Annotated in this window: 25 protein-coding genes; 8 read left to right on the top strand and 17 right to left on the bottom strand. The window is 44.8% G+C overall.

Annotated features, from left to right (window positions below; all coding sequences use genetic code 11):
• Positions 1-27 precede the first annotated feature (27 nt).
• The 7 genes from hemW to FLM53_RS05695 all read right to left on the bottom strand — a co-directional run bounded on the left by hemW (position 28) and on the right by FLM53_RS05695 (position 4,880).
• Positions 28-1,215 carry a radical SAM family heme chaperone HemW gene (hemW, locus tag FLM53_RS05725; RefSeq protein WP_176680469.1) on the bottom strand — a complete coding sequence of 396 codons (1,188 nt, stop codon included), beginning with the start codon at positions 1,213-1,215 and terminating at the stop codon, positions 28-30.
• Positions 1,215-1,814, bottom strand: a complete 600-nt coding sequence (locus tag FLM53_RS05720; RefSeq protein ID WP_146490584.1) for an XTP/dITP diphosphatase — start codon at positions 1,812-1,814, stop codon at positions 1,215-1,217. The genes hemW and FLM53_RS05720 overlap by 1 nt, the downstream gene beginning before the upstream one ends.
• 48 nt (positions 1,815-1,862) lie before the next feature.
• A complete protein-coding gene (locus FLM53_RS05715) occupies positions 1,863-2,294 on the bottom strand; it encodes a DUF4426 domain-containing protein (protein WP_176680468.1) in 432 nt (143 codons plus the stop codon).
• Between the two features lie 28 nt (positions 2,295-2,322).
• Positions 2,323-2,613 (bottom strand): DUF167 family protein YggU, encoded by a 291-nt coding sequence (gene yggU / locus FLM53_RS05710; protein WP_009847703.1) that lies wholly within the window; start codon positions 2,611-2,613, stop codon positions 2,323-2,325.
• Between the two features lie 29 nt (positions 2,614-2,642).
• Complete coding sequence (locus FLM53_RS05705; protein WP_010435653.1) at positions 2,643-3,200, bottom strand: YggT family protein; 558 nt, start codon at positions 3,198-3,200, stop codon at positions 2,643-2,645.
• Between the two features lie 57 nt (positions 3,201-3,257).
• Positions 3,258-4,076, bottom strand: a complete 819-nt coding sequence (gene proC / locus FLM53_RS05700) for a pyrroline-5-carboxylate reductase (RefSeq protein WP_176680467.1) — start codon at positions 4,074-4,076, stop codon at positions 3,258-3,260.
• A 99-nt stretch (positions 4,077-4,175) separates the two neighbouring features.
• Positions 4,176-4,880: a YggS family pyridoxal phosphate-dependent enzyme gene (locus tag FLM53_RS05695; RefSeq protein ID WP_176680466.1), complete on the bottom strand. Its 705-nt coding sequence runs from the start codon at positions 4,878-4,880 to the stop codon at positions 4,176-4,178.
• A 26-nt stretch (positions 4,881-4,906) separates the two neighbouring features.
• Here FLM53_RS05695 and FLM53_RS05690 point away from each other — a divergent pair, with 26 nt between their 5' ends.
• The gene (locus FLM53_RS05690) at positions 4,907-5,944 is read left to right on the top strand and encodes a type IV pilus twitching motility protein PilT (RefSeq protein WP_048659419.1); all 1,038 of its coding nucleotides are present in this window, start codon (positions 4,907-4,909) and stop codon (positions 5,942-5,944) included.
• Positions 5,945-5,958: 14 nt separating this feature from the next.
• Entirely contained in the window at positions 5,959-7,068 is a 1,110-nt protein-coding gene (locus FLM53_RS05685) for a PilT/PilU family type 4a pilus ATPase (RefSeq protein ID WP_176680465.1), read from the top strand.
• 76 nt (positions 7,069-7,144) lie between these two features.
• Here FLM53_RS05685 and FLM53_RS05680 read toward each other — a convergent pair whose 3' ends face one another.
• The 9 genes from FLM53_RS05680 to metK form a co-directional block, all read right to left on the bottom strand.
• On the bottom strand, positions 7,145-7,306 hold the full coding sequence (locus FLM53_RS05680; protein ID WP_176680464.1) for a hypothetical protein: 162 nt from the start codon (positions 7,304-7,306) through the stop codon (positions 7,145-7,147).
• A 98-nt stretch (positions 7,307-7,404) separates the two neighbouring features.
• The gene (ruvX, locus tag FLM53_RS05675; RefSeq protein WP_048659417.1) at positions 7,405-7,827 is read right to left on the bottom strand and encodes a Holliday junction resolvase RuvX; all 423 of its coding nucleotides are present in this window, start codon (positions 7,825-7,827) and stop codon (positions 7,405-7,407) included.
• 54 nt (positions 7,828-7,881) lie between these two features.
• Positions 7,882-8,445 (bottom strand): YqgE/AlgH family protein, encoded by a 564-nt coding sequence (locus tag FLM53_RS05670; RefSeq protein ID WP_017629552.1) that lies wholly within the window; start codon positions 8,443-8,445, stop codon positions 7,882-7,884.
• Positions 8,446-8,554: 109 nt separating this feature from the next.
• A complete protein-coding gene (gshB, locus tag FLM53_RS05665; RefSeq protein ID WP_017629553.1) occupies positions 8,555-9,505 on the bottom strand; it encodes a glutathione synthase in 951 nt (316 codons plus the stop codon).
• A gap of 9 nt (positions 9,506-9,514) precedes the next feature.
• Positions 9,515-10,246, bottom strand: a complete 732-nt coding sequence (gene rsmE, locus FLM53_RS05660; protein ID WP_176680463.1) for a 16S rRNA (uracil(1498)-N(3))-methyltransferase — start codon at positions 10,244-10,246, stop codon at positions 9,515-9,517.
• A gap of 153 nt (positions 10,247-10,399) precedes the next feature.
• Positions 10,400-11,131, bottom strand: a complete 732-nt coding sequence (locus tag FLM53_RS05655) for an endonuclease (RefSeq protein ID WP_176680462.1) — start codon at positions 11,129-11,131, stop codon at positions 10,400-10,402.
• Between the two features lie 151 nt (positions 11,132-11,282).
• Positions 11,283-11,783 (bottom strand): SprT family zinc-dependent metalloprotease, encoded by a 501-nt coding sequence (locus FLM53_RS05650; protein ID WP_176680461.1) that lies wholly within the window; start codon positions 11,781-11,783, stop codon positions 11,283-11,285.
• An 81-nt stretch (positions 11,784-11,864) separates the two neighbouring features.
• The gene (locus FLM53_RS05645; RefSeq protein ID WP_008223581.1) at positions 11,865-12,662 is read right to left on the bottom strand and encodes a DUF2189 domain-containing protein; all 798 of its coding nucleotides are present in this window, start codon (positions 12,660-12,662) and stop codon (positions 11,865-11,867) included.
• Positions 12,663-13,030: 368 nt separating this feature from the next.
• Positions 13,031-14,185 (bottom strand): methionine adenosyltransferase, encoded by a 1,155-nt coding sequence (gene metK / locus FLM53_RS05640; RefSeq protein WP_017629557.1) that lies wholly within the window; start codon positions 14,183-14,185, stop codon positions 13,031-13,033.
• Between the two features lie 358 nt (positions 14,186-14,543).
• Between metK and tkt the strand changes: the two genes are divergently transcribed.
• From tkt to FLM53_RS05610, 6 genes are all read left to right on the top strand, one after another.
• A complete protein-coding gene (gene tkt, locus FLM53_RS05635) occupies positions 14,544-16,538 on the top strand; it encodes a transketolase (protein ID WP_176680460.1) in 1,995 nt (664 codons plus the stop codon).
• A gap of 214 nt (positions 16,539-16,752) precedes the next feature.
• Positions 16,753-17,802, top strand: a complete 1,050-nt coding sequence (gene epd / locus FLM53_RS05630; RefSeq protein ID WP_128644326.1) for an erythrose-4-phosphate dehydrogenase — start codon at positions 16,753-16,755, stop codon at positions 17,800-17,802.
• Positions 17,803-17,967: 165 nt separating this feature from the next.
• Positions 17,968-19,131, top strand: coding sequence for a phosphoglycerate kinase (locus FLM53_RS05625; RefSeq protein ID WP_017068708.1), 1,164 nt, complete (start codon positions 17,968-17,970; stop codon positions 19,129-19,131).
• A 155-nt stretch (positions 19,132-19,286) separates the two neighbouring features.
• Positions 19,287-20,363 (top strand): class II fructose-bisphosphate aldolase, encoded by a 1,077-nt coding sequence (gene fbaA / locus FLM53_RS05620; RefSeq protein ID WP_010435694.1) that lies wholly within the window; start codon positions 19,287-19,289, stop codon positions 20,361-20,363.
• 378 nt (positions 20,364-20,741) lie between these two features.
• Complete coding sequence (gene mscS, locus FLM53_RS05615; RefSeq protein ID WP_017629560.1) at positions 20,742-21,608, top strand: small-conductance mechanosensitive channel MscS; 867 nt, start codon at positions 20,742-20,744, stop codon at positions 21,606-21,608.
• Between the two features lie 470 nt (positions 21,609-22,078).
• Positions 22,079-22,600, top strand: a complete 522-nt coding sequence (locus FLM53_RS05610) for a TetR/AcrR family transcriptional regulator (protein ID WP_176680459.1) — start codon at positions 22,079-22,081, stop codon at positions 22,598-22,600.
• Positions 22,601-22,666: 66 nt separating this feature from the next.
• On the opposite strand, the gene FLM53_RS05605 is transcribed toward FLM53_RS05610, so the two are convergent.
• Positions 22,667-23,296 (bottom strand): LysE/ArgO family amino acid transporter, encoded by a 630-nt coding sequence (locus FLM53_RS05605; RefSeq protein ID WP_176680458.1) that lies wholly within the window; start codon positions 23,294-23,296, stop codon positions 22,667-22,669.
• Between the last annotated feature and the right edge of the window lie 38 nt (positions 23,297-23,334).

The raw sequence follows: 23,334 nt of genomic DNA, 5'->3' as shown, positions 1-23,334 counted from the left end.
CTCGAATCTCGAATCTCGAATCTCGAACTACTCGTCTTCTTCGGCCATAAAGGCTTCCAACAGATCATTTAGGAATAGCTTTCCTTTTTCAGTGATCTGCCAGTGAGTGTCGGTTTCGTTCAAGTAACCTAGCTCTTTTGCCCACTCAATCGTTGACTGAACAGCGTCAAAACCAAGCCCAGTAGTATCGATGAAATCTTGTTTTGGACACGCTTCCATTAACCTAAAGCGGTTCATAAAGAACTCAAAAGGGCGGTCTTCATTTGGCACTTCAAACTCATCGGATAGGTACGGTTTCACCATGTTCTGGTAAGCCGCTAAATAGCCTCTAGGGTGTTTAACCTTAGTCGTGCGAATGATGCGTCCATCAGCAAAACTTAGCTTGCCATGAGAGCCACAGCCAATACCTAGGTAGTCACCAAAGCGCCAGTAGTTGAGGTTATGCTGGCACTGATAGCCGGGCTTGCTGTAGCCTGAAATTTCGTACTGCACATAGCCTGCGTCTGCGAGTTTTTTATGGCCCAAGTCGAAAATATCCCAAAGGTCATCGTCGTCAGGCAGCTTTGGCGTTTTGTAATAGAACATGGTGTTAGGTTCTATTGTTAGCTGATACCAAGATAAGTGTGGAGGGTTAAGCTCAATCGCTTTGTCTAGATCCGCCAATGCTTGATCTATGCTTTGATCCGGTAAGCCGTGCATTAAATCTAAGTTGAAACTATTCAATCCAATCTTATGTGCTAAGTGAGCGGCATTTACAGCTTCATCTTGACCATGAATTCGCCCAAGTCTTTCTAACTTCTCTTGCTCAAAGCTTTGCACACCAACCGAGATTCGATTCACCCCTGCTTTTTGGTAACCTGCAAAACGTTCAGCTTCAATGGTGCCTGGGTTGGCTTCCATAGTGATTTCGATTTCTGGTTTGAACGGGATACGTTGTTCAATGCCTTGGAGTAATCGACCAATCCCTTCTGGAGAGAATAGGCTCGGAGTGCCACCACCAATAAAGATCGAGTGCAATGGACGAGGTGCGCCATTGAGTTGGTACTTTTCGATATCAGTATCGAGATCCTCAAGCAGCGCATCGATGTACTCCTTTTCAGGAATCTCGGCTTTCAGAGCGTGTGAGTTGAAATCACAATACGGACACTTTTGTACACACCATGGGATGTGTACATAGAGACTAAGTGCTGGTGGTATAAGCGCTGTATCGTGCATTACAGAGCTTGCTCCTTGATTGCTTCGAATAGTGAAGCAAGGGCTTTACCGCGGTGTGAAAGCTGCTTTTTACGTGTAGATTCGAGTTCAGCAGATGCGCAGTTATCTTCTGGTACAAAGAATACAGGATCGTAGCCAAAGCCATTCTCACCGTGCTCTTCCGTCAGAATACGACCTTCCCATTTACCGTGACACACCAATGGTGTTGGATCGTTTTCGTGACGCATTAACACCAACACACAGTGGAAACGAGCGGTACGCTTTTCTGTTTCCACACCTTGCATGGCATCAAGCAGTTTTTCGATATTTTGCTTATCCGTCGCCCCTTCACCTGAGTAACGCGCTGAGTAGATGCCCGGAGCACCCTTAAGGAAATCAACCTCTAAACCTGAGTCGTCAGCGATCGCTGGCAGCCCTGTCTCTTTCGCAGCATGGCGAGCCTTGATGATGGCATTTTCAATGAAAGTTGTTCCCGTTTCAGCGACTTCTGAAACGTTAAACTCACTTTGTGCGACAACGTCAAAACCAAACTCAGACAGAATATCTGCCATTTCGCGAACTTTACCTTGGTTGCCTGTGGCTAAAACAATCTTACTCATGGGGATGTGGCTCTAATAAGTTAATGAACAGAAAAGTGGTGGTTGAAGCTACTCTTCTATATAGAATTTTTGTGTGAATCGCAGTGGGCCTGTGCCTTTCAAACCTGCGTTAACATCGATATTAAAAGTGATGTTTTCTTCGTGTGTTACAGGGAACTCAGCTAGGTAATAAATCGCATCACCTTCCTTTATTTCGCGGAAGTTAAGCGTGCGAGTGTTGCCGACAAGGTTCTTCGCTGTTCCCGTGATTTTAGCCGTTGTTGCTGGCTTGCCAAGGGAAGCTTTGTCTAACACGCTGATGTTCAGAATCGCTGAGTAGCCATTTCGCTTAAGCTTGTATTGCTTTGCGACTTGAGCCGTTAGAAATGTCGAGTTAAAAGCCGAGTAGTGAACCTCGACATCCTTAATGTTTTTAAATTGTCCTGCTGAGCTTGGTAGGGCAACAAGAGTGGTGAGTAGTGCTGTAATCCATAGACGCATAGTGACTCCAATAAATAGCAAAAAGCCATCATAGGATGGCTTTGACTTCAGTAGGGATTTGACTTGGCGAGCATATTCGAACTTGCTTATGCCGACCGAGTTCTCCCTTTTCTATCTTAATTTGCCCTTTAGCGACCTTAAACTGTTTCGCTAGGTATTTCGCTAAGTGGGCATTGGCTTTGCCATCTACTGGTGGAGCAGTAATGGCAATTTTGAGTTCCTCACCATGCAAGCCAACAATCTTGTCTCGGCTTGCTTTGGGTTGGATATAGAGCCTAAGAAGAATATCGTCTTCCTCGGCCCAAACCGCTTTTGGCATCGTCAAAGTACCTGATGTTCGTACTTGAATTATAGTTGATACCAAATAGGACCAATCATGTCGCCCATTAGGAAGTTCGCAAATTGCAGAACAATGAACAGAACCAGCACGCTTAGGTCGAAGCCACCCATATCCGGTAGGATACGGCGGATAGGCATTAGCATTGGCTCAGTCAGTTGATGGAACACGTACTCGATTGGGCTACGGCCTTGGCTAACCCAGCTAAGGATTGCGCGGATTAGTAGAACCCAGAAGATCAAACCACCCGCCGCTTTTAGCAAAGATAATGCACCAAAGATCAGGAAGCTAATATCGAATACCGCAGCGCCGCCAGAGATAATCAGGTTTAGAGCAACGAACTTAAGTACACACAGCACATAAGCAAAAACAACTGTCGCAAGATCAAGGCTGCCGATAGATGGGATAACTCGGCGTAGTGGGGCAACAACCGGTTGTGTCGCTTTTACGATGAATTGTGAGAATGGGTTGTAGAAATCTGCACGTGAAGCTTGTAGCCAGATACGCAAGATCACAACCATGATGTAAAGATCAAAAACGGTCGAGATCAGAAAGCTCATCGAGTTCATATTGTTTCCTTTTTCGGATTTACTTGCCGCTTAGATATAACCCGAGCGACAAAATGCTTAAAACAGTTTTTCCATCTCTTCAGCTCGAGCGACCGCCGCTTGCATGGCTTTGGCTACGATGTCTGATAGTTGATGTTCATTGAACGTGCGCAATGCTTCTGCAGTTGTTCCGCCTTTTGAAGTCACTTGTTCACGCAGTGTCGATAATTCAGTATTTGGATTCGCTACCACCATCTCTGCCGCGCCTAATGCAGACTGCTGCACTAGTTTACGAGCGGTTTCTTGGTCGAAGCCTTGGTTGATTGCCTCGGCTTGCATCGCTTCCATAAACAGGAAGAAGTAAGCTGGAGCACTTCCCGCTGCTGCAATGATGTTATTGATACCAGGCTCTTGCTCAACCCAGCTAACCTCACCTACAGCTTGCATCAGCTGAGATGCGAAGTCTTTATCATTTTGGCTGACCGTTGAATCGGCATAAAGACCACTCATCCCTTTACCAAGCAGTGATGGCGTATTTGGCATCACACGTACAAGGTTCAATTGGCAGTTTAACATCTCATTGAGTCGATTCGCATTAATCCCCGCAGCAATTGAGATAACCAGTTTGTTGCTAAAGTCGATGCTTTGTAAGGGTTTACATACATCAGCCATCATTTGTGGCTTCACTGATAACACAACAACGTCTGCTTGCTCGGCTGCGACAATATTATCGCTGGTGGTATTGATGCCATATTCTTGCTCTAACGGCAGCCTTCTGGTGTCTGAAGGCGCTGTAGCAGTAATCTTTTGCGCTGGGTAACCACTTGCCACTAAGCCCGCTACAATTGAGCGAACCATGTTTCCCGCCCCAATAAAGGCGATGTTCTTATGTTCCATATATAAAATCCTGAGCGTGTCGCTGCGCGATTCAAGCGAAGCGGTATCAATATTTATCGTCGATTTCTGGCTGCTAACTATCTGCTTGCTAACTAATTGCTATTTTGCGTAATTACGAGCACCAAAGATGGCCGTTCCAATACGAACCATGGTACTGCCAGCCTCAACGGCTGCGTCCATATCACCACTCATGCCCATAGACAGGGTATCGATGTTTGGATACTTCGCGGCGAGTTTATCTTTAAGCTCTGCCAGTTGAGAGAACGCATTAAGCTGAGATTGATAGTCAGAGACGTTTGCAGGAATCGACATCAATCCTCTTAAAGTGAGGTTAGGGAGCGACGAAATCAACTCTGCCAGTGCAAAAACTGTCTCTTCAGAAGTACCAGACTTTGACTCTTCGCCGCTGGTATTCACCTGAATCAGCACCTGTAGAGGTGGAAGTTCGCTTGGGCGTTGATCATTAAGTCTTTGTGCGATCTTATCGCGATCAACGGAATGTACCCATTGGAAGCTTTCTGCTATTGGGCGAGTTTTATTGGACTGAATTGGACCAATAAAGTGCCACTCTAAATTTAGGTTAGAATGTTGTTCTGAAAAGTGTTTTACTTTATCGACACCTTCTTGAACATAGTTTTCACCAAAGGCAACTTGGCCTCCGAGTGCGGCTTCTAGAATCGCATCAATAGGTTTAGTTTTGCTGACGGCTAAAAGTTGCACGGACTCTGGAGCTCGTCCGCACTTTTGCTCAGCACTACGAATCTGTGAGGTGATTTGTTCGATATTTTGTTGAATACTACTCATAGCTGACTTTACTTAAGGGAAAATAAATGGATATCACTGAGTTACTAGATTTTAGTGTAAAGCATAACGCGTCAGATCTACATCTTTCTGCGGGTGTATCTCCAATGGTACGTATAGATGGTGAAGTAAGGAAGCTTGGAATACCAGCTTTGAGTCATGCTGATGTGCATCGTTTAGTTTTTGAGATCATGAGCGATTCACAGCGTGGTGAGTTTGAAGAAAAACTGGAAGTCGACTTCTCTTTTGAATTACCCAATGTTGGTCGTTTCCGTGTGAATGCTTTTAACCAAGCTCGTGGTTGCTCAGCTGTCTTTCGAACTATCCCTGTAGAGATCCCGACTTTAGATCAGTTAGGTGCGCCTGAAATCTTTGAAAAGATTGCCAACTACGAAAAAGGTTTAGTGCTTGTCACTGGCCCTACTGGTTCAGGTAAATCGACGACGCTCGCAGCGATGGTGGATTACGTAAACCGTAACCACAACAAGCACATCCTGACGATTGAAGACCCGATTGAATTCGTTCATACCAACAATAAATGCCTTGTTAACCAGCGTGAAGTTCATCGTGATACTCACAGCTTTAAAGCGGCGCTGCGCAGCGCATTACGTGAAGACCCAGACGTTATCCTTGTTGGTGAGCTTCGTGACCAAGAGACGATCAGCTTGGCGCTAACCGCAGCGGAAACCGGCCACTTGGTTTTTGGTACTTTGCATACCAGCTCTGCTGCTAAAACTATCGACCGTATTATCGATGTATTCCCAGGTAGCGACAAAGACATGGTGCGTTCTATGTTGTCTGAATCGTTGCGTTCGGTTATTGCTCAGAAGCTGTTGAAGCGTGTTGGTGGTGGTCGTGTGGCTTGTCATGAAATCATGATGGCGACACCAGCGATCAGAAACTTGATTCGTGAAGACAAGGTCGCGCAGATGTATTCGATCATTCAAACGGGCGCAGCACATGGTATGCAGACCATGGAGCAAAATGCGAAGCAGCTAATGGCTCAAGGCTTGGTTGACTCGGAAGAGGTCGAGAAAAAGATCGAAATTGAAACCTCAATGTTTTAATCAAGGTGAACAAAATGGAATTGAATCAAATTGTTGAAGGGATGCTGTCTCAAAAAGCATCGGATCTTTATATCACCGTTGATGCGCCTATCTTGTTTCGTGTTGATGGTGAATTACGACCTCAAGGCGATAAGCTGAATGCGGCTCAGGTTGCTCAATTACTTGATGCGATGATGGATCAAGACCGACGTGATGAATATCAGCAAACACGTGAAGCAAACTTTGCCATTGTGCGTGAGTTTGGTCGCTTTCGTGTCAGTGCATTCTTCCAACGAGAGCTACCTGGAGCGGTAATTCGACGCATCGAGACTAACATCCCAACCTTTGAGCAATTAAAGCTTCCTGATGTATTACAAGACCTGTCTATCGCAAAGCGGGGGCTGGTGCTGGTGGTTGGTGCGACTGGCTCTGGTAAATCGACCTCAATGGCTGCGATGACAGGCTATCGCAATACCAATCGTTCAGGTCATATCCTAACGGTTGAAGACCCAATTGAGTTCGTCCATGAACATAAAAAATGTATCGTGACTCAGCGTGAGGTCGGGCTCGATACTGAGAGCTATGAAGTCGCACTTAAGAACTCTTTGCGCCAAGCACCAGATATGATCTTGATTGGCGAAATCCGTAGCCGTGAAACTATGGAATACGCGATGACCTTTGCTGAGACGGGTCACTTGTGTATGGCTACACTACACGCGAATAATGCCAACCAAGCGCTAGAACGTATTCTTCACTTGGTACCAAAAGAGCAGAAAGAACAGTTCTTGTTTGACCTGTCGATGAATCTGCGTGGTGTGGTCGCTCAGCAATTAATCCGAGATAAGAATGGCAGCGGTCGACATGGTGTGTTTGAGATTCTACTCAACAGCCCACGAGTGTCTGATTTGATTCGTCGTGGTGAATTGCATGAGTTAAAAGCAACAATGGCGAAATCGAAAGAGATTGGGATGCAGACCTTTGACCAAGCTTTGTATGATTTAGTTGTAGCAGGCAAGATCAGCGAAGAGGATGCGTTCCACAGTGCTGACTCCGCTAACGACTTACGCTTGATGCTAAAAACCAGACGTGGCGATGATGACTACGGGATCGGTGCTTTAGCTGGTGTGAAGATCGATATGGGGTAGATTCAGTGCTTAGTGCTCAATCTTAGTACCAATAAAAAACCCGCTCGAAAGGCGGGTTTTTTGTGAAGCGAATAAATTAGTGGTTTGCAAAACTGTTGTTATCGTTCGAGTAACCGCGTTCTTTTTCTAATTTAATTTTAGTTGGATATTGCTCGCCAGTATAACCAGCCGAACCACCACCCATTGAACTACATGCTGTTATTGCTAGAGCGGCGAAGATTGCTAGAATAATTTTCATGTGAACTCCCACGTTCTTATTTTGAATTGCATCGACATTACGATGTGAAATTCGAGTGGGATCACAAGTTAGCTCACATTTTGCTCACTTATTTTTCGTTATGAATATTGTGCTTCAAACCAGCTCTCTAAAATAACCACAGCTGATTGATTATCAACGTTGCCTTTGCTTAGTGCTTTGTAGCCACCCATGTCAAAAAGATCGGCTCTTGCTTCTGCGGTCGATAGCCTCTCATCATGCAGTTCAACATCAACACCAAAGCGTCCTTTCAGGCGGTTAGCGAACTTCTTTGCTCTAGGTGTGATGGTTGCTAGATCTTTACCGTGAAGGTCGGTAGGAAGGCCAACCACAATCAGATTCGGTTGCCATTCCTTAATTTGCTTCTCGATATCGTCCCAGTTTGGGATGCCATCTTTGGCTTTAAAGGCTTTCAGAGGGCTTGCTGTGCCTGTGATTTCTTGTCCAATCGCACTGCCGATACTTTTTGTACCGTAGTCAAATGCCATAATTGTTCGTGACATGGGGCTTCCAAATTAATCTGTGTTTGAGTGTATATTTTATTGAACTGAGTAGGGCTAGGCGTGGCCTGCATCTGCTGAAAGCTGAGCAGCATTAATTCCTAACATTTGCACCGCAACTTTCCAGCGGTCCGAGATGGGTGTGTCGAAGATGACCTTTGGATCGGCCTCAACGGTTAGCCATGAGTTCTCGGTCAGTTCGATCTCCAGCTGACCAGGCTCCCACCCAGAATAACCAAGTGCAACCAGATAATTGATCGGTTCATCTTCGGTGCCTAACACCATCAAGATATCTTTTGAGGTTGTTACCGAGATTTGGTCCGTCATGTTGATACTGGATTGATAGCTGCCTTTGGGCTTGTGCAAAATAAATCCGCGGTCTTCTGCTACAGGTCCACCATTTAAAACTGGCTTATCAAGACTTGCTTGGTTGGATTTTGGTTGTTCAGAATCAACCTCAACTTGTTTGAGCATGCTTCCGACAGTGACATCGATAGGGGCGTTGATCATCAAACCCATCGCGCCTTCGTCATTGTGCTCACAAAGGTAGATCACCGAATTTTGAAAGTATGGGTCTTTCATTCCGGGCATAGCGACCAGAAAGTGGTTCGTTAAATTCATAGAGCCTCCTGCCAGTGTGTTCCCAGTAAAGGAAGAAGAGCGGCGTAAAGCCGCTCATTGATTCTGTGTCTAAATGTTTGCGAATAGCTAAGACTTTCTTAAGTTTAGGCTATTTAGCGTTAACGCGACGCTCGATTGCATCCATTAATTTACCCGTAACGGAAATATCAAAAGCAGCTTCAATTTCACGGATACACGTTGGGCTCGTCACGTTAATCTCAGTCAGCTTGTCACCGATAACGTCAAGTCCTACGAAGATTAAGCCTTTCTCTTTTAGTGCTGGAGCAACCGCTCGTGCGATAGCCCAGTCAGTTTCACTTAGAGGTCGAGCTTCACCAGTACCACCAGCAGCTAGGTTGCCTCGAGTTTCCCCTTTAGCCGGAATACGCGCTAAGCAGTAAGGCATTGGCTCACCATCAACCACAAGAATACGCTTATCACCGTTGCTGATGTCTGGAACAAAGGTTTGTGCCATTGCGTAGTTCTGACCGTGGTTAGTCAAGGTTTCAATGATCACTGATACGTTTGGATCGCCTTCCTTAACGCGGAAGATAGATGCGCCACCCATGCCATCAAGTGGCTTAAGGATTACGTCACCGTGCTTCTCACGGAACTCTTTAATCTTTTCTGCTTTGCGAGTCACGATAGTAGTTGGTGTTAGCTCAGGGAACCAAGCTGTAAACAATTTCTCGTTACAGTCACGTAGGCTTTGTGGTTTGTTGACGATCAGTGCGCCGTTCTCTTCAGCACGCTCAAGAATGTAAGTCGCGTAGATGTACTCAGTGTCAAACGGAGGATCTTTACGCATCAGCACTGCATCTAAATCAGATAGCGCGATAGTCTGTTCTGACTTGAATTCGTACCAACCGTTTGGATCTTCTTTTAGTTCTACAACCTTTGTGTCAGCAATGGCTACGCCTTGATCTAAGTGTAGATCATCCATTTCCATGTAATGGATTTCGTAACCACGACGCTGAGCTTCAAGCATCATGGCAAAGCTAGAGTCTTTTTTGATGTTAATGGATGAAATTGGATCCATTACGATGCCAAGTTTGATCATTTTTTTCTCCTAGCCTAGATCGCCAAAACGGACTTGTAAGGCAGTAATTGCGGTTAGAGCTGCTGTCTCGGTACGAAGTACACGTGGGCCGAGTAGCGTCTCTTCAAATTTGTATTGTTCTGTCATGCCGATTTCTTCAGCTGACAAGCCACCTTCAGGACCGATCAATAGACGTACCTTGCTGATGGGGTCTGGAAGGGTATTAATTGAGTATTTTGCGCGAGGGTGCAGGTTCAGCTTTAATGCTTCACTCGGTTCGCTACACCATTCTTCAAGTTGCATTATTGGGCGAATGACTGGAACCGTGTTACGGCCACACTGTTCACACGCTGCGATAGCAATCTTTTGCCACTGCGCGAGTTTTTTCTCGAATCGCTTAGTATCGAGTTTAACGCCACAGCGCTCTGAAATAAGAGGGGTAATGGTGTTTACACCAAGCTCAACCGATTTCTGAATCGTGAATTCCATTTTGTCGCCACGTGAAATCACTTGGCCTAAATGTAAGTCTAACGGAGATTCACTGCTGCGTTCGATTCGCTCAGTAACATTAACCGTCACATTCTTCTTTGATACCTCAGCAATTGTCGCAGGGAATTCAGCGCCACTGCCATCAAATAGAAGAACTTCTTGACCTTCTTTCATGCGAAGGACACGACCAACATGACCCGCGGCATCTTCGCCTAAAGCGAGAGAACCTAACTGGTGAATGCGTTCTGGGTGATGGATACGAGGGATTCTCATGCTGGTAAACCTATAAATATGATCATTTGGGTATTTTGTCTCTGCCTAACATGGATGCTTTTAGTTGAAAAAACAAGGGTAGAGCAAGAGTTTCAGGGGCAATTCTGAAACTCTTGTTTGAGATGGTTAGGAATGTGGGTTATGCGAGTGGCGTTATTTACAAGCTGGGTAAACAAATGGGTTGTGATTACCTTGGATGGCATAGATACGCTCATCACGAGTACACTCCCACTCATCGACAGGGAACTGCTTGTTCCAAGCCACCATCAGGTTGGTTTGCTGCTTAGATAGTTTGAAACCATACTCTTGGCTCATATAAAGATAAGTACGAGCGATAGAGCCTTTTGCTCTGTCTGGTGGCATCACCTTACGTTGTTTGAAGTTGACCTGCATTTCACACTGACCATAGCTCACCCCATCCATGCCATTCCACTGACTGAAATTGTAGTTTGAGCGATCACCGTTAACCTCGCCAATGGCCGGAGTTAGGTTATGAAGGTCGGCTTCCATGGATTTGAATACTTTGTCATTGCGAGTACAGTTCTTGCGACCACCATCTTGCCAACACTGACGCTGGTGGCCAAATTGCCAAGCGGGAACAACGTGTTCCCATTCAATTCTACTCGCCCGTTTTTGCTGCTTTCGCACTTGATAACCACAGCCGTCAAGATCTGGAATACCTTTCTTTTTGTCTTTCCAAGTAATGTCACAGCCGCAATAAAATGAAGTCGGGTGATCAAGGTAAATCTTTACCGCTTCTTTTTTTGCTTTGGAGAATGAACTTGGTGGAGCGGCGAAAACGCTTTGGGTTACCAGTAGGCCAAATACTATCGTTAAGTAAAAAGACACCGATAGGCCAAATGCTTTTGGAGTGGTTTTGTGCATAGAAAAAGACTGATAAAAGTATGATAAATATCAGTCTAGCACTCAAGTGATAGATTTCTCCATTACATTTCAATCATCTAATCGATGGAGTGCAATTTCCTGAAGAAAAACGAGCAGGCTACTGAATCTAACGTATGCCGAGTGTTGGGTGCTAGCTTAGTTGCTTGCCAGTAAAGGCTAAGGTTTGATTGCACTGTTGGCAGCGATAGCTTGATTGGTTACGCAATACCTTGTTGTGACGCCTAATCGAAAGTGGGTAAACCGTGCAGTTGCAGCGGTATTCAAAGGTCTTGCCTTGCACGGAGGTAATCTCAAAACTGTGGGTTGTTTTGGCTGGTACGTTGAATACCTTTTCCATCACGTATTTCCACTCATTCCCGTGAGGTCTCACTCGTCCAAATACTTGATGTGTGATCAGGTGTGCCAGTTCATGAGGCACCACCTCGTTAACGAAGGCATCCTCATTTTCGGCGAAGAGTACATGGTTAAGCTTAATTTCATTGAGCTGAAGGTAGGCCTTTCCCGCAGCTTTGCCTCTTAACTTGTAAGTGATGGTTGGGCATGGGAATTCACGAGAGAAATGTTGATTAGCGATAGCTAGGCACTCGGCCAATTTCTTATTTGCTCGATGTTGTTGCGGGGTGTAAGACAAACGTTGTTAACTCCAAAAAAAAAGGCCTCAGCGTTTAAGCTAAGGCCTCATCATAACATTGCTCGTTATTCTGGCGATAATTTATAGGTGGTGATTCTTCTTGATGATTTCGTGATAGGCATGCCACGTACCATAACCAAGTAGCGGCATGGTGACGATCATACCAATGCCGTAGGTCGCAAATCCCACCAGAATACCGGCACAAATAATACTTGCCCACACCACCATTGCTGGGATGTTGGATTTCACAGCATTGAAGCTAGTGAAGATTGCGCTCATCACATCCACGCGTCTCTCCATCATCAATGGAATAGAAAATGCTGAGATGCTGAAGATTAGGCTAGCGATAACAAATCCAATCACAGAACCCGTGATCAAGAAGGGCGCAAACTCTGCTAATGGCGCGCCTTGTACAGATGGATACAAAGCATGCAATAGAGCGGCGATACGCATCCAGAATATCATCGCGACCATTAAGACAATCGCGAAGGCCCATTGATGGGTTGAGTTGCGTGTGATGGCTTTCATTGAATGGAATAGGCTAGCGTTGTGCCCTTTTTCTCTTTCCCAGGCTGCGTCATACAAGCCCAGAGCAAGAAAAGGTCCTATCAGCATGTAAACAATCAAGCTTGGCATCACCACCAAGTGTGTTCCTTGCCATTGGACAAGTTGAACAATGGCGATTGCCGCTCCCATAAAGCACAAACCGTAAAATGCGCTGATTAATGGCATTCTTACTAAGTCATGCAGAGCAAGCGACAACCAATGAAAGGGTGCGGAAATACTGATTTGGTTGCAAGGAATGGTGCGAGCGTAATCCTTATCGCTGACCTTGTGTTTTTTATCGTTCAGTTCGGATGGGTGCGCGGTACGAGGCATAGATCCCCCTAGTTAAATAACGTCCTAGTTATAATTCCATAAGGCTCATCGGTGTGGCTTTTGTGAGAGTTATGGTGTTGAGCTAAATTGCTCTTTGTCATCCCAGTTTCTGTTCTAGCGTGCATTTAACGAGCGTTATCAGACTGAATTAATTTAAGTTAAATGTGAGCTTGATCGCCTAGGAGTTACCTTAACTATTGTCAGTAGTGTTCGAAAACACAAATTATCGGTGGCTTTTTATACTTAGTGGTTAACGGTAAAGAAGGGCGTTAAAGAAGGAAGTTGCGAGTGAAAGTTCGGTAAGTACATAAAAATAAAGCCCTTACTAAGCAGTAAGGGCTTTATAGAAACAAATCGCAGAGGCTAAATTATTTTAGGCCAGCGAAGTCTGCAAGGATTGCTGCTTTGTCAGTCGCTTCCCAAGGGAACTCTTCACGACCGAAGTGACCGTATGCTGCAGTCTGCTTGTAGATAGGCTGAAGAAGGTTCAGCATTTCTTGAAGACCGTATGGACGTAGGTCGAAGTTTTGACGAACAGCTTCAATGATGATTTCGTGAGCTACTTTCTCAGTACCAAACGTTTCAACCATGATAGATGTTGGATCTGCAACACCGATAGCGTAAGACAGTTGAATCTCACAACGGTCAGCCATGCCAGCAGCAACGATGTTTTTAGCAACGTAACGTGCTGCGTAAGCTGCAGAACGGTCAACTTTTGATGGATCTTTACCAGAGAAAGCACCGCCACCGTGACGAGCTGCGCCGCCGTAGGTATCAACGATGATTTTACGACCTGTTAGACCACAGTCACCCATTGGGCCACCGATTACGAAACGGCCTGTTGGGTTGATGAAGAAGTTAGTGTCTTTGTTGATCCACTCAGAAGGAAGTACTGGCTTGATGATCTCTTCCATTACTGCTTCACGTAGATCCGGAGTTGTTACTGAATCACAGTGTTGAGTAGAAAGAACAACAGCATCGATACCAACGATTTTACCTTGGTCGTACTGGAATGTTACTTGAGATTTCGCATCTGGACGAAGGAAGTCAAGCTTACCGCTCTTACGTACTTCAGCTTGCTTCTTAACAAGAAGGTGAGAGTAAGTAATTGGAGCAGGCATTAGGATCGGTGTTTCGTTAGTCGCGTAACCAAACATGATGCCTTGGTCGCCAGCGCCTTGCTCTTTAGGGTCTGCTTTATCAACACCTTGGTTGATGTCTGGAGACTGCTTACCAATTGTGTTTAGAACGGCACAAGAGTCAGCGTCAAAGCCCATATCAGAATGAACGTAACCAATTTCACGTACTGTTTCACGAGTGATTTCTTCGATATCAACCCATGCAGACGTTGTTACTTCACCGCCAACCATAACCATGCCGGTTTTAACGTAAGTCTCACAAGCAACACGTGCTTTTGGATCTTGTTCCAAGATGGCATCAAGAACAGCATCAGAGATTTGGTCTGCAATTTTATCTGGATGGCCTTCTGAAACAGATTCAGAAGTGAATAGGTGCTTAGCCATGAGAGCTCCACTTTTAGGTTTTGGTGTAAATAGTTTTATGGCGTCGCAAGCTAGGAAGCGCCGCCATTAAATACAGTATATTTTGTAGGTGTTTCTACATCTAGACGGCTATTCTAAATTCCAGCGGTCGAATTACAAGCTCTTTTTTATGATATGTCATAACTAAACGTTTGCGTATCGTTTGAGATAAGTCGTTGCTAAGTGATGTAAATGATCGAAAATTGCGAAAAATGACCGTTAAAATGCCAGTAAAACGTTTGCAGTCGCTATAGTCGTTTGAGAGAATACCCGCGCTAATAAAAATGAAAACTTTAGCATCAATCTCTTTTTTAAATCGCTTATGTATCCAGGAGCAGACATGCCTTCTCGTAAAGATCTAGCCAATGCAATCCGCGCACTTAGCATGGACGGTGTTCAACAAGCAAATTCAGGCCACCCAGGCGCACCTATGGGCATGGCTGACATCGCTGAAGTTCTTTGGCGTGGCCACTTGAACCACAACCCAGCAAACCCAGAGTGGGCTGACCGCGACCGTTTTATCCTGTCTAACGGCCATGGTTCAATGCTGATTTACTCTCTGCTTCACCTTGCAGGTTACGAGCTTTCAATTGAAGACCTTAAAAACTTCCGTCAACTGCACTCTAAGACTCCTGGTCACCCAGAGTACGGTTACGCTCCTGGTATCGAAACAACGACGGGTCCTTTAGGTCAAGGCATCACTAACGCTGTTGGTATGGCAATGGCTGAGAAAGCACTGGCTGCGCAGTTCAACAAAGAAGGCCACGACATCGTAGACCACTACACTTATGCATTCATGGGTGATGGCTGTCTGATGGAAGGTATCTCTCACGAAGCATGTTCTCTAGCGGGTACGCTAGGTCTTGGTAAGCTAGTTGCTTTTTGGGATGACAACGGCATCTCTATCGATGGTGAAGTTGAGGGTTGGTTCTCTGACGATACACCTAAGCGTTTTGAAGCGTACGGTTGGCACGTAATCCCAGCAGTAGATGGTCACGATTCTGATGCTATCAATGCTGCTATTGAAGCGGCTAAAGCGGATCCTCGTCCAACGCTTATCTGTACTAAAACTATCATCGGTTTTGGTTCTCCAAATAAAGCAGGTACGCACGACTGTCACGGTGCTCCACTAGGCGCTGATGAAATCACAGCAACTAAAGCAGCATTGGGTTGGGAACACGGTCCTTTCGAAATCCCAGCTGATATCGCAGCTGAGTGGAATGCGAAAGAAGCAGGCGCAGCGAAAGAAGCAGCGTGGAATGCTAAGTTTGACGCATACGCAGCGGCTTACCCAGAGCTAGCAGCAGAGTTCAAACGTCGTACTAACGGCGAACTTCCAGCTGAGTGGGAAGAGAAAGCAAGCGCAATTATTGCTGATCTTCAAGCTAACCCAGCAAACATCGCTTCACGTAAAGCATCTCAAAATGCACTAGAAGCGTTTGGTCAAATGCTTCCAGAATTCATGGGCGGCTCTGCTGACCTTGCACCTTCTAACCTGACTATGTGGTCTGGTTCTAAGTCTCTTGAAGCAACTGACTTCTCTGGTAACTACATCCACTACGGTGTACGTGAATTCGGTATGACGGCTATCATGAACGGTATCGCTCTGCACGGTGGTTTCGTACCATACGGCGCAACGTTCCTAATGTTCATGGAATACGCTCGTAACGCAATGCGTATGGCTGCTCTGATGAAAGTTCAGAACATCCAAGTTTACACGCACGATTCTATCGGCTTAGGCGAAGATGGTCCTACTCACCAACCGGTTGAGCAGATTGCATCTCTACGTCTGACTCCAAACATGAGCACATGGCGTCCATGTGACCAAGTTGAATCTGCAGTCGCTTGGAAACTGGCTATTGAGCGTAAAGATGGTCCTTCATCGCTAATCTTCTCTCGTCAAAACCTTGCACAACAAGATCGTAACGCTGAGCAAGTAGCGAACATCGCTAAGGGTGGTTACATCCTGAAAGATTGTGAAGGCAAGCCAGAGCTAATCATCATTGCAACAGGTTCTGAAGTTGAGCTTGCAGTTGAAGCTGCTGCACAACTAACCGCTGAAGGTAAAGCAGTACGCGTAGTATCTATGCCTGCAACTGACGCGTTCGACAAGCAAGACGCTGAATACCGTGAGTCTGTACTTCCATCTGACGTTACAGCACGTATCGCAGTAGAAGCTGGTATCGCTGACTTCTGGTACAAGTACGTTGGTTTCGGTGGCAAGATCATCGGTATGACAACGTTCGGCGAATCTGCACCAGCAGGCGAGCTATTCAAGATGTTCGGTTTCACTACTGAAAACGTAGTAAACACAGCGAAAGAGCTTCTTGCTTAATCATTGACTGATGGCTTTGTGCTAACAGTTAAATGAAGGAAAAAACCGAGCGCTGAGCTCGGTTTTTTGTCTCTGGGATTTGTTTTCTCCTAGACTAATCCCTACAAGCAGCAGATCAATCTGTCATGAACAAGCTGAGCTATTCAAGTAATGCCTTTTGGGTAGGATTCAGTTATCATCTGTTGCACGAAATTTTGGTTAGATGTACGGAACTATGCTAAAAGTCGCGATAAACGGATTTGGAAGAATAGGGCGTAATGTATTACGCGCTGTTTATGAAAGTGGCAAAAGCCAACAAATCAAAGTAGTAGCTGTCAATGAGCTTGCTCAGCCTGACGCTATGGCTCACCTATTGCAATACGACACCAGTCACGGCCGCTTCGGTAAGAAGATCTCCAACGACCAAGAGCACATCTATGTCCATCACGGCATTGGTGCGGAAGATAAAGGTGAGTTTGATACGATTCGTATCTTGCACCTCGCTGATATTGAGTTGTTGCCTTGGCGTGACCTTGAGGTGGATATTGTACTCGACTGTACCGGTGTTTACGGTTGCCGAGCTGACGGCTTAGCGCACATAGCTGCTGGGGCGAAAAAGGTACTGTTTTCACATCCTGGTGCTAATGATCTTGATAACACCATTATCTATGGTGTGAATCACGATACCATCGAAGCTGACCATCGAATCGTTTCCAACGGTTCATGCACCACCAACTGTATTGTTCCTATCATTAAGGTTCTTGATGACGCCTTTGGCATCGAGTCCGGTACCATCACAACGATTCACTCTTCAATGAATGATCAGCAAGTGATCGACGCGTACCACAGCGACCTTCGCCGTACTCGAGCTGCGAGCCAATCCATCATTCCTGTCGATACCAAATTGCATAAAGGTATTGAAAGAATTTTCCCGAAATTTTCTAACAAGTTCGAAGCGATATCTGTGCGTGTGCCAACGGTAAACGTAACGGCGATGGATTTAAGTGTCACAATTAATACAAATGTGAAAGTTAATGACGTAAATCAAACCATTGTTAATGCGTCCCAGTGTACATTACACAATATAGTTGACTATACTGAAGCGCCGCTCGTTTCCATCGACTTTAATCACGATCCCCATAGCGCAATCGTCGATGGTTCTCAAACTCGAGTGAGCAACGGCCACTTAGTAAAAATGCTAGTGTGGTGTGACAATGAATGGGGCTTTGCGAACCGAATGCTGGATACGGTTCTCGCAATGCAAGCTTCTGAAGGCAAGAAGTAAGACCTAGAAGCAAATGTGCGGATTATTTATTTTTTAGCTTGAAATAAATGCTAAGTGTCCACATATTACTAGTAGTTAAAAATTACCAGTTGAATAATTTATAGGCTTAGCAGGGTTGCTGAGTTTCCAAAACTTTATTTTTATTTAAATTTGAGAGGACAAATCATGTCTGTGATCAAGATGACTGACCTGGAACTTGCAGGTAAACGCGTATTTATCCGTGCTGACCTAAACGTACCAGTAAAAGACGGTAAAGTAACTTCAGATGCACGTATCCTAGCATCTCTACCAACTATCAAGCTTTGCCTAGAAGCTGGTGCAAAAGTAATGGTTACTTCTCACCTTGGTCGTCCTACTGAAGGCGAATACAACGAAGAGTTCTCTCTAGCTCCTGTAGTTAACTACCTAAACGACGCACTAGACTGCGAAGTTAAACTAGCTAAAGATTACCTAAACGGCCTAGAGCTAAACGCTGGTGAGCTAGTTGTTCTTGAAAACGTTCGTTTCAACGAAGGTGAGAAGAAGAACGAAGAAGCACTTTCTAAGCAGTACGCTGCGCTATGTGACATCTTCGTGATGGACGCATTCGGTACAGCTCACCGTGCACAAGCATCTACTCACGGTGTTGGTACTCACGCTCCTGTAGCATGTGCTGGTCCTCTTCTTGCTGCTGAGCTTGAAGCTCTTGGCAAAGCAATGGACAACCCAGAGCGTCCGCTAGTTGCTATCGTTGGTGGTTCTAAAGTATCGACTAAGCTAACAGTTCTTGAGTCTCTATCTAAAATCGCTGACCAACTTGTTGTTGGTGGTGGTATCGCGAACACATTCATCGCTGCTGAAGGCCACAACGTAGGTAAGTCTCTATACGAAGCTGACCTAGTTGAAACTGCTCAGAAGCTAATGAAAGAGTGTGCTATCCCAGTAGCGACTGACGTTGCGTGTGCTAAAGCATTCGACGAAAACGCAGAAGCTGAAATCAAGCACGTTTCTGAAGTTCAAGACGACGACATGATCTTCGACCTTGGCCCAGATTCAACTGCTGCACTAGCTGAAATCATCGGCAACGCAAAAACTATCCTTTGGAACGGCCCTGTAGGCGTATTCGAATTCAAAAACTTCGAAGCGGGTACAGCTGGTATCTCTAAAGCAATCGCTGAGTCTGCAGGTTTCTCTGTAGCAGGTGGTGGTGACACGCTAGCAGCTATCGACAAGTTCGGTATCAAAGCTGACGTTTCTTACATCTCTACTGGCGGTGGCGCTTTCCTTGAGTTCGTTGAAGGTAAAGTACTTCCTGCAGTAGCAATGCTTGAAGAGCGTGCTAAAGCATAATTGATTTAGAAAGGCGAGGTGCGAATCTCGCCTTTTAACGTTTGCTGCATATCACACTTTTTTGCTAGAATGGCATAAGTTGTGAGCAAACGATTGCAAGTTTTTGAACTTAAGTTTTTTAATCTTAAAACGATAGAATAAATAGGACTATTTCCATGTCTAAGATCTTCGATTTTGTAAAACCTGGTGTGATTTCTGGCGATGACGTACAGAAAGTATTTGAAGTAGCAAAAGAAAACAAATTTGCTCTTCCTGCTGTAAACGTTGTTGGTACTGACTCTGTAAACGCAGTACTAGAAGCAGCTGCTAAAGTTAAAGCTCCAGTAGTTGTTCAGTTCTCTAACGGTGGCGCTGCATTCTTCGCAGGTAAAGGCGTTAAACTTGAAGGTCAAGGCGCACAAGTTCTTGGCGCTGTAGCTGGTGCAAAATACGTACACGCTGTAGCTGAAGCTTACGGTGTTCCAGTTATTCTACACACTGACCACGCTGCTAAGAAACTTCTTCCATGGATCGACGGTCTACTAGACGCTGGTGAAGAGTTCTTCGCACAAACTGGTAAGCCTCTATTCTCTTCTCACATGCTAGACCTTTCTGAAGAGTCTCTAGAAGAGAACATCGAAACATGTGCTAAGTACCTAGAGCGCATGGCTAAAATGAACATGACAATCGAGATCGAACTTGGTTGTACTGGTGGTGAAGAAGACGGCGTAGATAACTCTGATATGGACGCATCTGAGCTTTATACTTCTCCAGAAGACGTAGCATACGCATACGAGAAACTAATGGCTGTTAGCCCACGTTTCACTATCGCTGCTTCTTTCGGTAACGTACACGGTGTTTACCAAGCTGGTAACGTTGTACTTACTCCAACTATCCTACGTGATTCTCAAGCATACTGTGCAGAGAAGTTCGGTATCGCACCTAACGCTCTAAACTTCGTATTCCACGGTGGTTCTGGTTCTTCTGAAGCAGAAATCCAAGAGTCTATCGGCTACGGTGTTATCAAAATGAACATCGATACTGATACACAGTGGGCAACTTGGGACGGTATCCGTCAGTACTCTGCTGACAACTTCGATTTCCTACAAGGTCAAATCGGCAACCCAACTGGCGAAGCTGCTCCAAACAAGAAGTACTACGATCCACGCGTATGGCTACGTGCTGGTCAAGCTTCAATGGTTGCTCGTCTAGAGAAAGCATTTGCTGACCTTAACGCTGTAGACGTACTATAATTCTTTGAATTAAGTACTCTTTAAGTTTTAAAAACCCGCTCATTGAGCGGGTTTTTTTATGTCTGATAAAAACTTGTATTAATTATGTGAAAAACCTAGCGTGCGGTGAATAAATTTCGTAGTCTTTTAGTTATCGGTATTTGTGTTTATCAGTAAGTTTTATTATTTCAAAAGCTTACATAAATATGACTTTGCAATCTGTCAAAGATAGGATATCGTGCCGAAAAACTGGACTTGGTTCAGTTTATAAAAAAGGACTTGGTTCGAATTTACTTTTAACACAATGACTTAACAGAAATTAAACTGTTTGCTTGGTTGTTTGGTAGGTTTGGCTTAAGGCAGTTTAGCTCATAGCATATTACATAGAGGATGCACATTATGGCTGAGAGTTCTACAACGATTGAGACCCCGCTTGTGGATGGTCTTTCAAACGCAGAACAATGGTTAACGGATAACTCAGATTTGTTTATTCAATACGGTGTAAACATTATTTCTGCGCTCGTTATTCTATTTATTGGTAACTTAATCGTTAAAGCAGTAGCGAATAGCGTGTCTAAAGTTCTTCAGAAGAAGAAAATGGACCGAGCGGTTGTCGAGTTTATCCATGGCTTAGTTCGTTACTTGTTATTTGTTATTGTTCTAATTGCAGCTCTTGGTCGCTTAGGTGTTCAAACAGCATCTGTCGTTGCTGTAATTGGTGCGGCTGGTTTAGCTATCGGTCTGGCGCTACAAGGCTCACTATCTAACTTTGCTGCTGGTGTACTTATTGTTGCATTCCGTCCATTCAAGTCTGGTGACTACGTGGAAATCGGTGGTGTAGCGGGTTCAGTTGATTCAATTCAAATTTTCCAAACTGTTCTAACAACACCTGACAACAAAATGGTTGTGGTACCAAACGGTAGCGTTATCGGTAGCCCAATCACCAACTACTCTCGTCATGACACACGTCGTATCGACCTAATGATCGGTGTTTCTTACGGTGCTGATCTACAAAAGACCAAAGAACTTCTGACTAAGATCTGTGAATCTGATGAGCGCGTATTGAAAGAACCTGGCGTTCAAGTGGGTGTTCACACACTTGCTGACTCTTCAGTTAACTTCGTGGTTCGCCCATGGGTTAGCACTGCAGAGTACTGGAATGTTTACTTCGACCTGATGCAAGCAATCAAAGAAGGCTTGGATAAAGAAGGTATCGAAATTCCATTCCCACAAATGGATGTGCACATGAATAAGGTAGAAGCTTAATTCTTTAATCGGCTTTTACAGCGGTAAGCTTTTATAACGAAAGGCGGATAACTTAGGTTGTCCGCCTTTTTTGTTGTCTTCAATATCATTCCTCTTACTCGTTAGTTGTTGTTATTGCTTAGCTTCTTTTCTTTGTATATCCCTATTTTGCGTTCTACTCGACGTTGACCATAACGATGTTTTCAGCATCGCATATAAGGGCTTTCTTACTTCTTCTCCTCCCAAAATAGCCAATAAACATAAACCGCTAGGAATCAAAATCATCATCAGTAGTGGTCGAAGTAGGTAAGAGAAGCAAAAGATCGTGGGCAGAAAAATAAACACTTGTCCCAGTCGGTTAAATATATTCATCATGTTCGTATCTCCAAATTTAAATTGAGCGTGCTCATTTTTATAATTGAGCGCGCTCAATTTGTCAAATTAGAGCACTAAGAGTATGATCAAGCTTGATTTGAGAAGGGTGTATTTTCGTGAGTAAGAGAGAGATAACGAAGCAGAAAATCTTAGCGTCTGCTTGGGAGTTATTTGGGGAGAATGGTTATGACAACACCACAACTCGCCAGATCGCTCGTCACGCAGGTGTGGCAGATGGCACGGTGTTTAGTCATTTTGAAACCAAGCTGACGATTCTTCGAGAAGGGATGCTATCGCAGTTGGAAAAGATTGGTCAGGAGGTGTTAGCAACTGAGCAAGATAAACGTGCTGTGGATGTCGGTATCTCGCTGATTGAACACTACTACCGCTATTATTTTGATAATGTTGAGTTAAGTCGAGCGTTACTCAAAGAGGTCATTTGGGATTTAGACTATTACCGGACCTTTGATCGGGCACTGTTTCAGACGGTTAATGTCGATGCATCTATTTCTGAAAAAATGCCATTGATTATGGATAGCTATTTCATGACCTTGATAAATCACTTGAGCCTACCAGAACCAAGCCTTGAAGCTGCGCTGAGTGAACTGAACCGTAAAATTCGAGTCATTCTAGCGTAATTCATTATATTAATGAGTTACTCATGGCATCTCTGGCTTGGTTGGTAGCCTCTGTTCTTTAAGTGATTACCAGTATTGCTCGATCAGTCCATTGGTAAGCACAGCAGCAATAACGAACATCATGGTCGCGACTGCGATATCTATGCCTTTCTTAACATTCGGTTTAGATAGCGTTGGGCCTAGCTTTGCTGCGCCCAATGACAAAGAGTAAAACCAAACGAATGAAGCCAAGATGGTTCCCATAGCAAAAGCAATTCTGTCGTTACCTTCAAACTGTCCGCCAATCGAACCAAGAATCACCACGGTATCTAAATAGAGGTGTGGGTTTAATACTGTCACCGCCAAGGCGCCCAAAATAACGGTGCGCTTACCACGAGCCAGTATCTCTCCTTTTGATTCCTCGCTTGAGGGCGCTTTAAAGGCGCTGCGCAGTGATAACAAACCATACACGGTTAGAAAAGCGATGCCGCCTAAGGTCACTGAGGTCAGTAGCAATTCATTTTGTGACAGAATTGCACCGCCACCAAAGATACCCAATGAGATAAACAGGGTATCGAGCAGGCTACAGATTGTCGCTGTGGTTAAATGGTGGTTGCGCTTTATCCCTTGATTTAGGACGTACGCATTCTGAGCGCCAATAGGGATAATCATGCTTGCCCCTAGACCAAAACCTTGTAATAAAACCCAAAAACTCATTTTAACCTCCACTTATTTAACGATATTTACGTGCTATA

Source organism: Vibrio sp. Scap24 (genome assembly GCF_013394185.1).
In the GTDB taxonomy this organism is placed as follows: domain Bacteria; phylum Pseudomonadota; class Gammaproteobacteria; order Enterobacterales; family Vibrionaceae; genus Vibrio; species Vibrio pomeroyi.
The sequence above is the reverse complement of the archived record's forward strand: the minus strand, read 5'-3'. Positions and strand labels throughout refer to the sequence as shown.

Bases quoted from the DNA above. Each gene is read 5' to 3' on its own strand.
- metK (WP_017629557.1), bottom strand. From the start codon at position 14,185: ATGGCTAAGCACCTATTCACTTCTGAATCTGTTTCAGAAGGCCATCCA.
- yggU (WP_009847703.1), bottom strand. From the start codon at position 2,613: ATGCCAAAAGCGGTTTGGGCCGAGGAAGACGATATTCTTCTTAGGCTC.
- FLM53_RS05670 (WP_017629552.1), bottom strand. From the start codon at position 8,445: ATGAATTTAACGAACCACTTTCTGGTCGCTATGCCCGGAATGAAAGAC.
- FLM53_RS05715 (WP_176680468.1), bottom strand. From the start codon at position 2,294: ATGCGTCTATGGATTACAGCACTACTCACCACTCTTGTTGCCCTACCA.
- fbaA (WP_010435694.1), top strand. From the start codon at position 19,287: ATGTCTAAGATCTTCGATTTTGTAAAACCTGGTGTGATTTCTGGCGAT.
- FLM53_RS05705 (WP_010435653.1), bottom strand. From the start codon at position 3,200: ATGAACTCGATGAGCTTTCTGATCTCGACCGTTTTTGATCTTTACATC.
- FLM53_RS05695 (WP_176680466.1), bottom strand. From the start codon at position 4,880: ATGAGTAGTATTCAACAAAATATCGAACAAATCACCTCACAGATTCGT.
- proC (WP_176680467.1), bottom strand. From the start codon at position 4,076: ATGGAACATAAGAACATCGCCTTTATTGGGGCGGGAAACATGGTTCGC.
- FLM53_RS05690 (WP_048659419.1), top strand. From the start codon at position 4,907: ATGGATATCACTGAGTTACTAGATTTTAGTGTAAAGCATAACGCGTCA.
- FLM53_RS05685 (WP_176680465.1), top strand. From the start codon at position 5,959: ATGGAATTGAATCAAATTGTTGAAGGGATGCTGTCTCAAAAAGCATCG.
- FLM53_RS05720 (WP_146490584.1), bottom strand. From the start codon at position 1,814: ATGAGTAAGATTGTTTTAGCCACAGGCAACCAAGGTAAAGTTCGCGAA.
- rsmE (WP_176680463.1), bottom strand. From the start codon at position 10,246: ATGAGAATCCCTCGTATCCATCACCCAGAACGCATTCACCAGTTAGGT.
- FLM53_RS05625 (WP_017068708.1), top strand. From the start codon at position 17,968: ATGTCTGTGATCAAGATGACTGACCTGGAACTTGCAGGTAAACGCGTA.
- FLM53_RS05605 (WP_176680458.1), bottom strand. From the start codon at position 23,296: ATGAGTTTTTGGGTTTTATTACAAGGTTTTGGTCTAGGGGCAAGCATG.
- FLM53_RS05645 (WP_008223581.1), bottom strand. From the start codon at position 12,662: ATGCCTCGTACCGCGCACCCATCCGAACTGAACGATAAAAAACACAAG.
- ruvX (WP_048659417.1), bottom strand. From the start codon at position 7,827: ATGTCACGAACAATTATGGCATTTGACTACGGTACAAAAAGTATCGGC.
- epd (WP_128644326.1), top strand. From the start codon at position 16,753: ATGCTAAAAGTCGCGATAAACGGATTTGGAAGAATAGGGCGTAATGTA.
- mscS (WP_017629560.1), top strand. From the start codon at position 20,742: ATGGCTGAGAGTTCTACAACGATTGAGACCCCGCTTGTGGATGGTCTT.
- FLM53_RS05680 (WP_176680464.1), bottom strand. From the start codon at position 7,306: ATGAAAATTATTCTAGCAATCTTCGCCGCTCTAGCAATAACAGCATGT.
- hemW (WP_176680469.1), bottom strand. From the start codon at position 1,215: ATGCACGATACAGCGCTTATACCACCAGCACTTAGTCTCTATGTACAC.
- gshB (WP_017629553.1), bottom strand. From the start codon at position 9,505: ATGATCAAACTTGGCATCGTAATGGATCCAATTTCATCCATTAACATC.
- FLM53_RS05655 (WP_176680462.1), bottom strand. From the start codon at position 11,131: ATGCACAAAACCACTCCAAAAGCATTTGGCCTATCGGTGTCTTTTTAC.
- tkt (WP_176680460.1), top strand. From the start codon at position 14,544: ATGCCTTCTCGTAAAGATCTAGCCAATGCAATCCGCGCACTTAGCATG.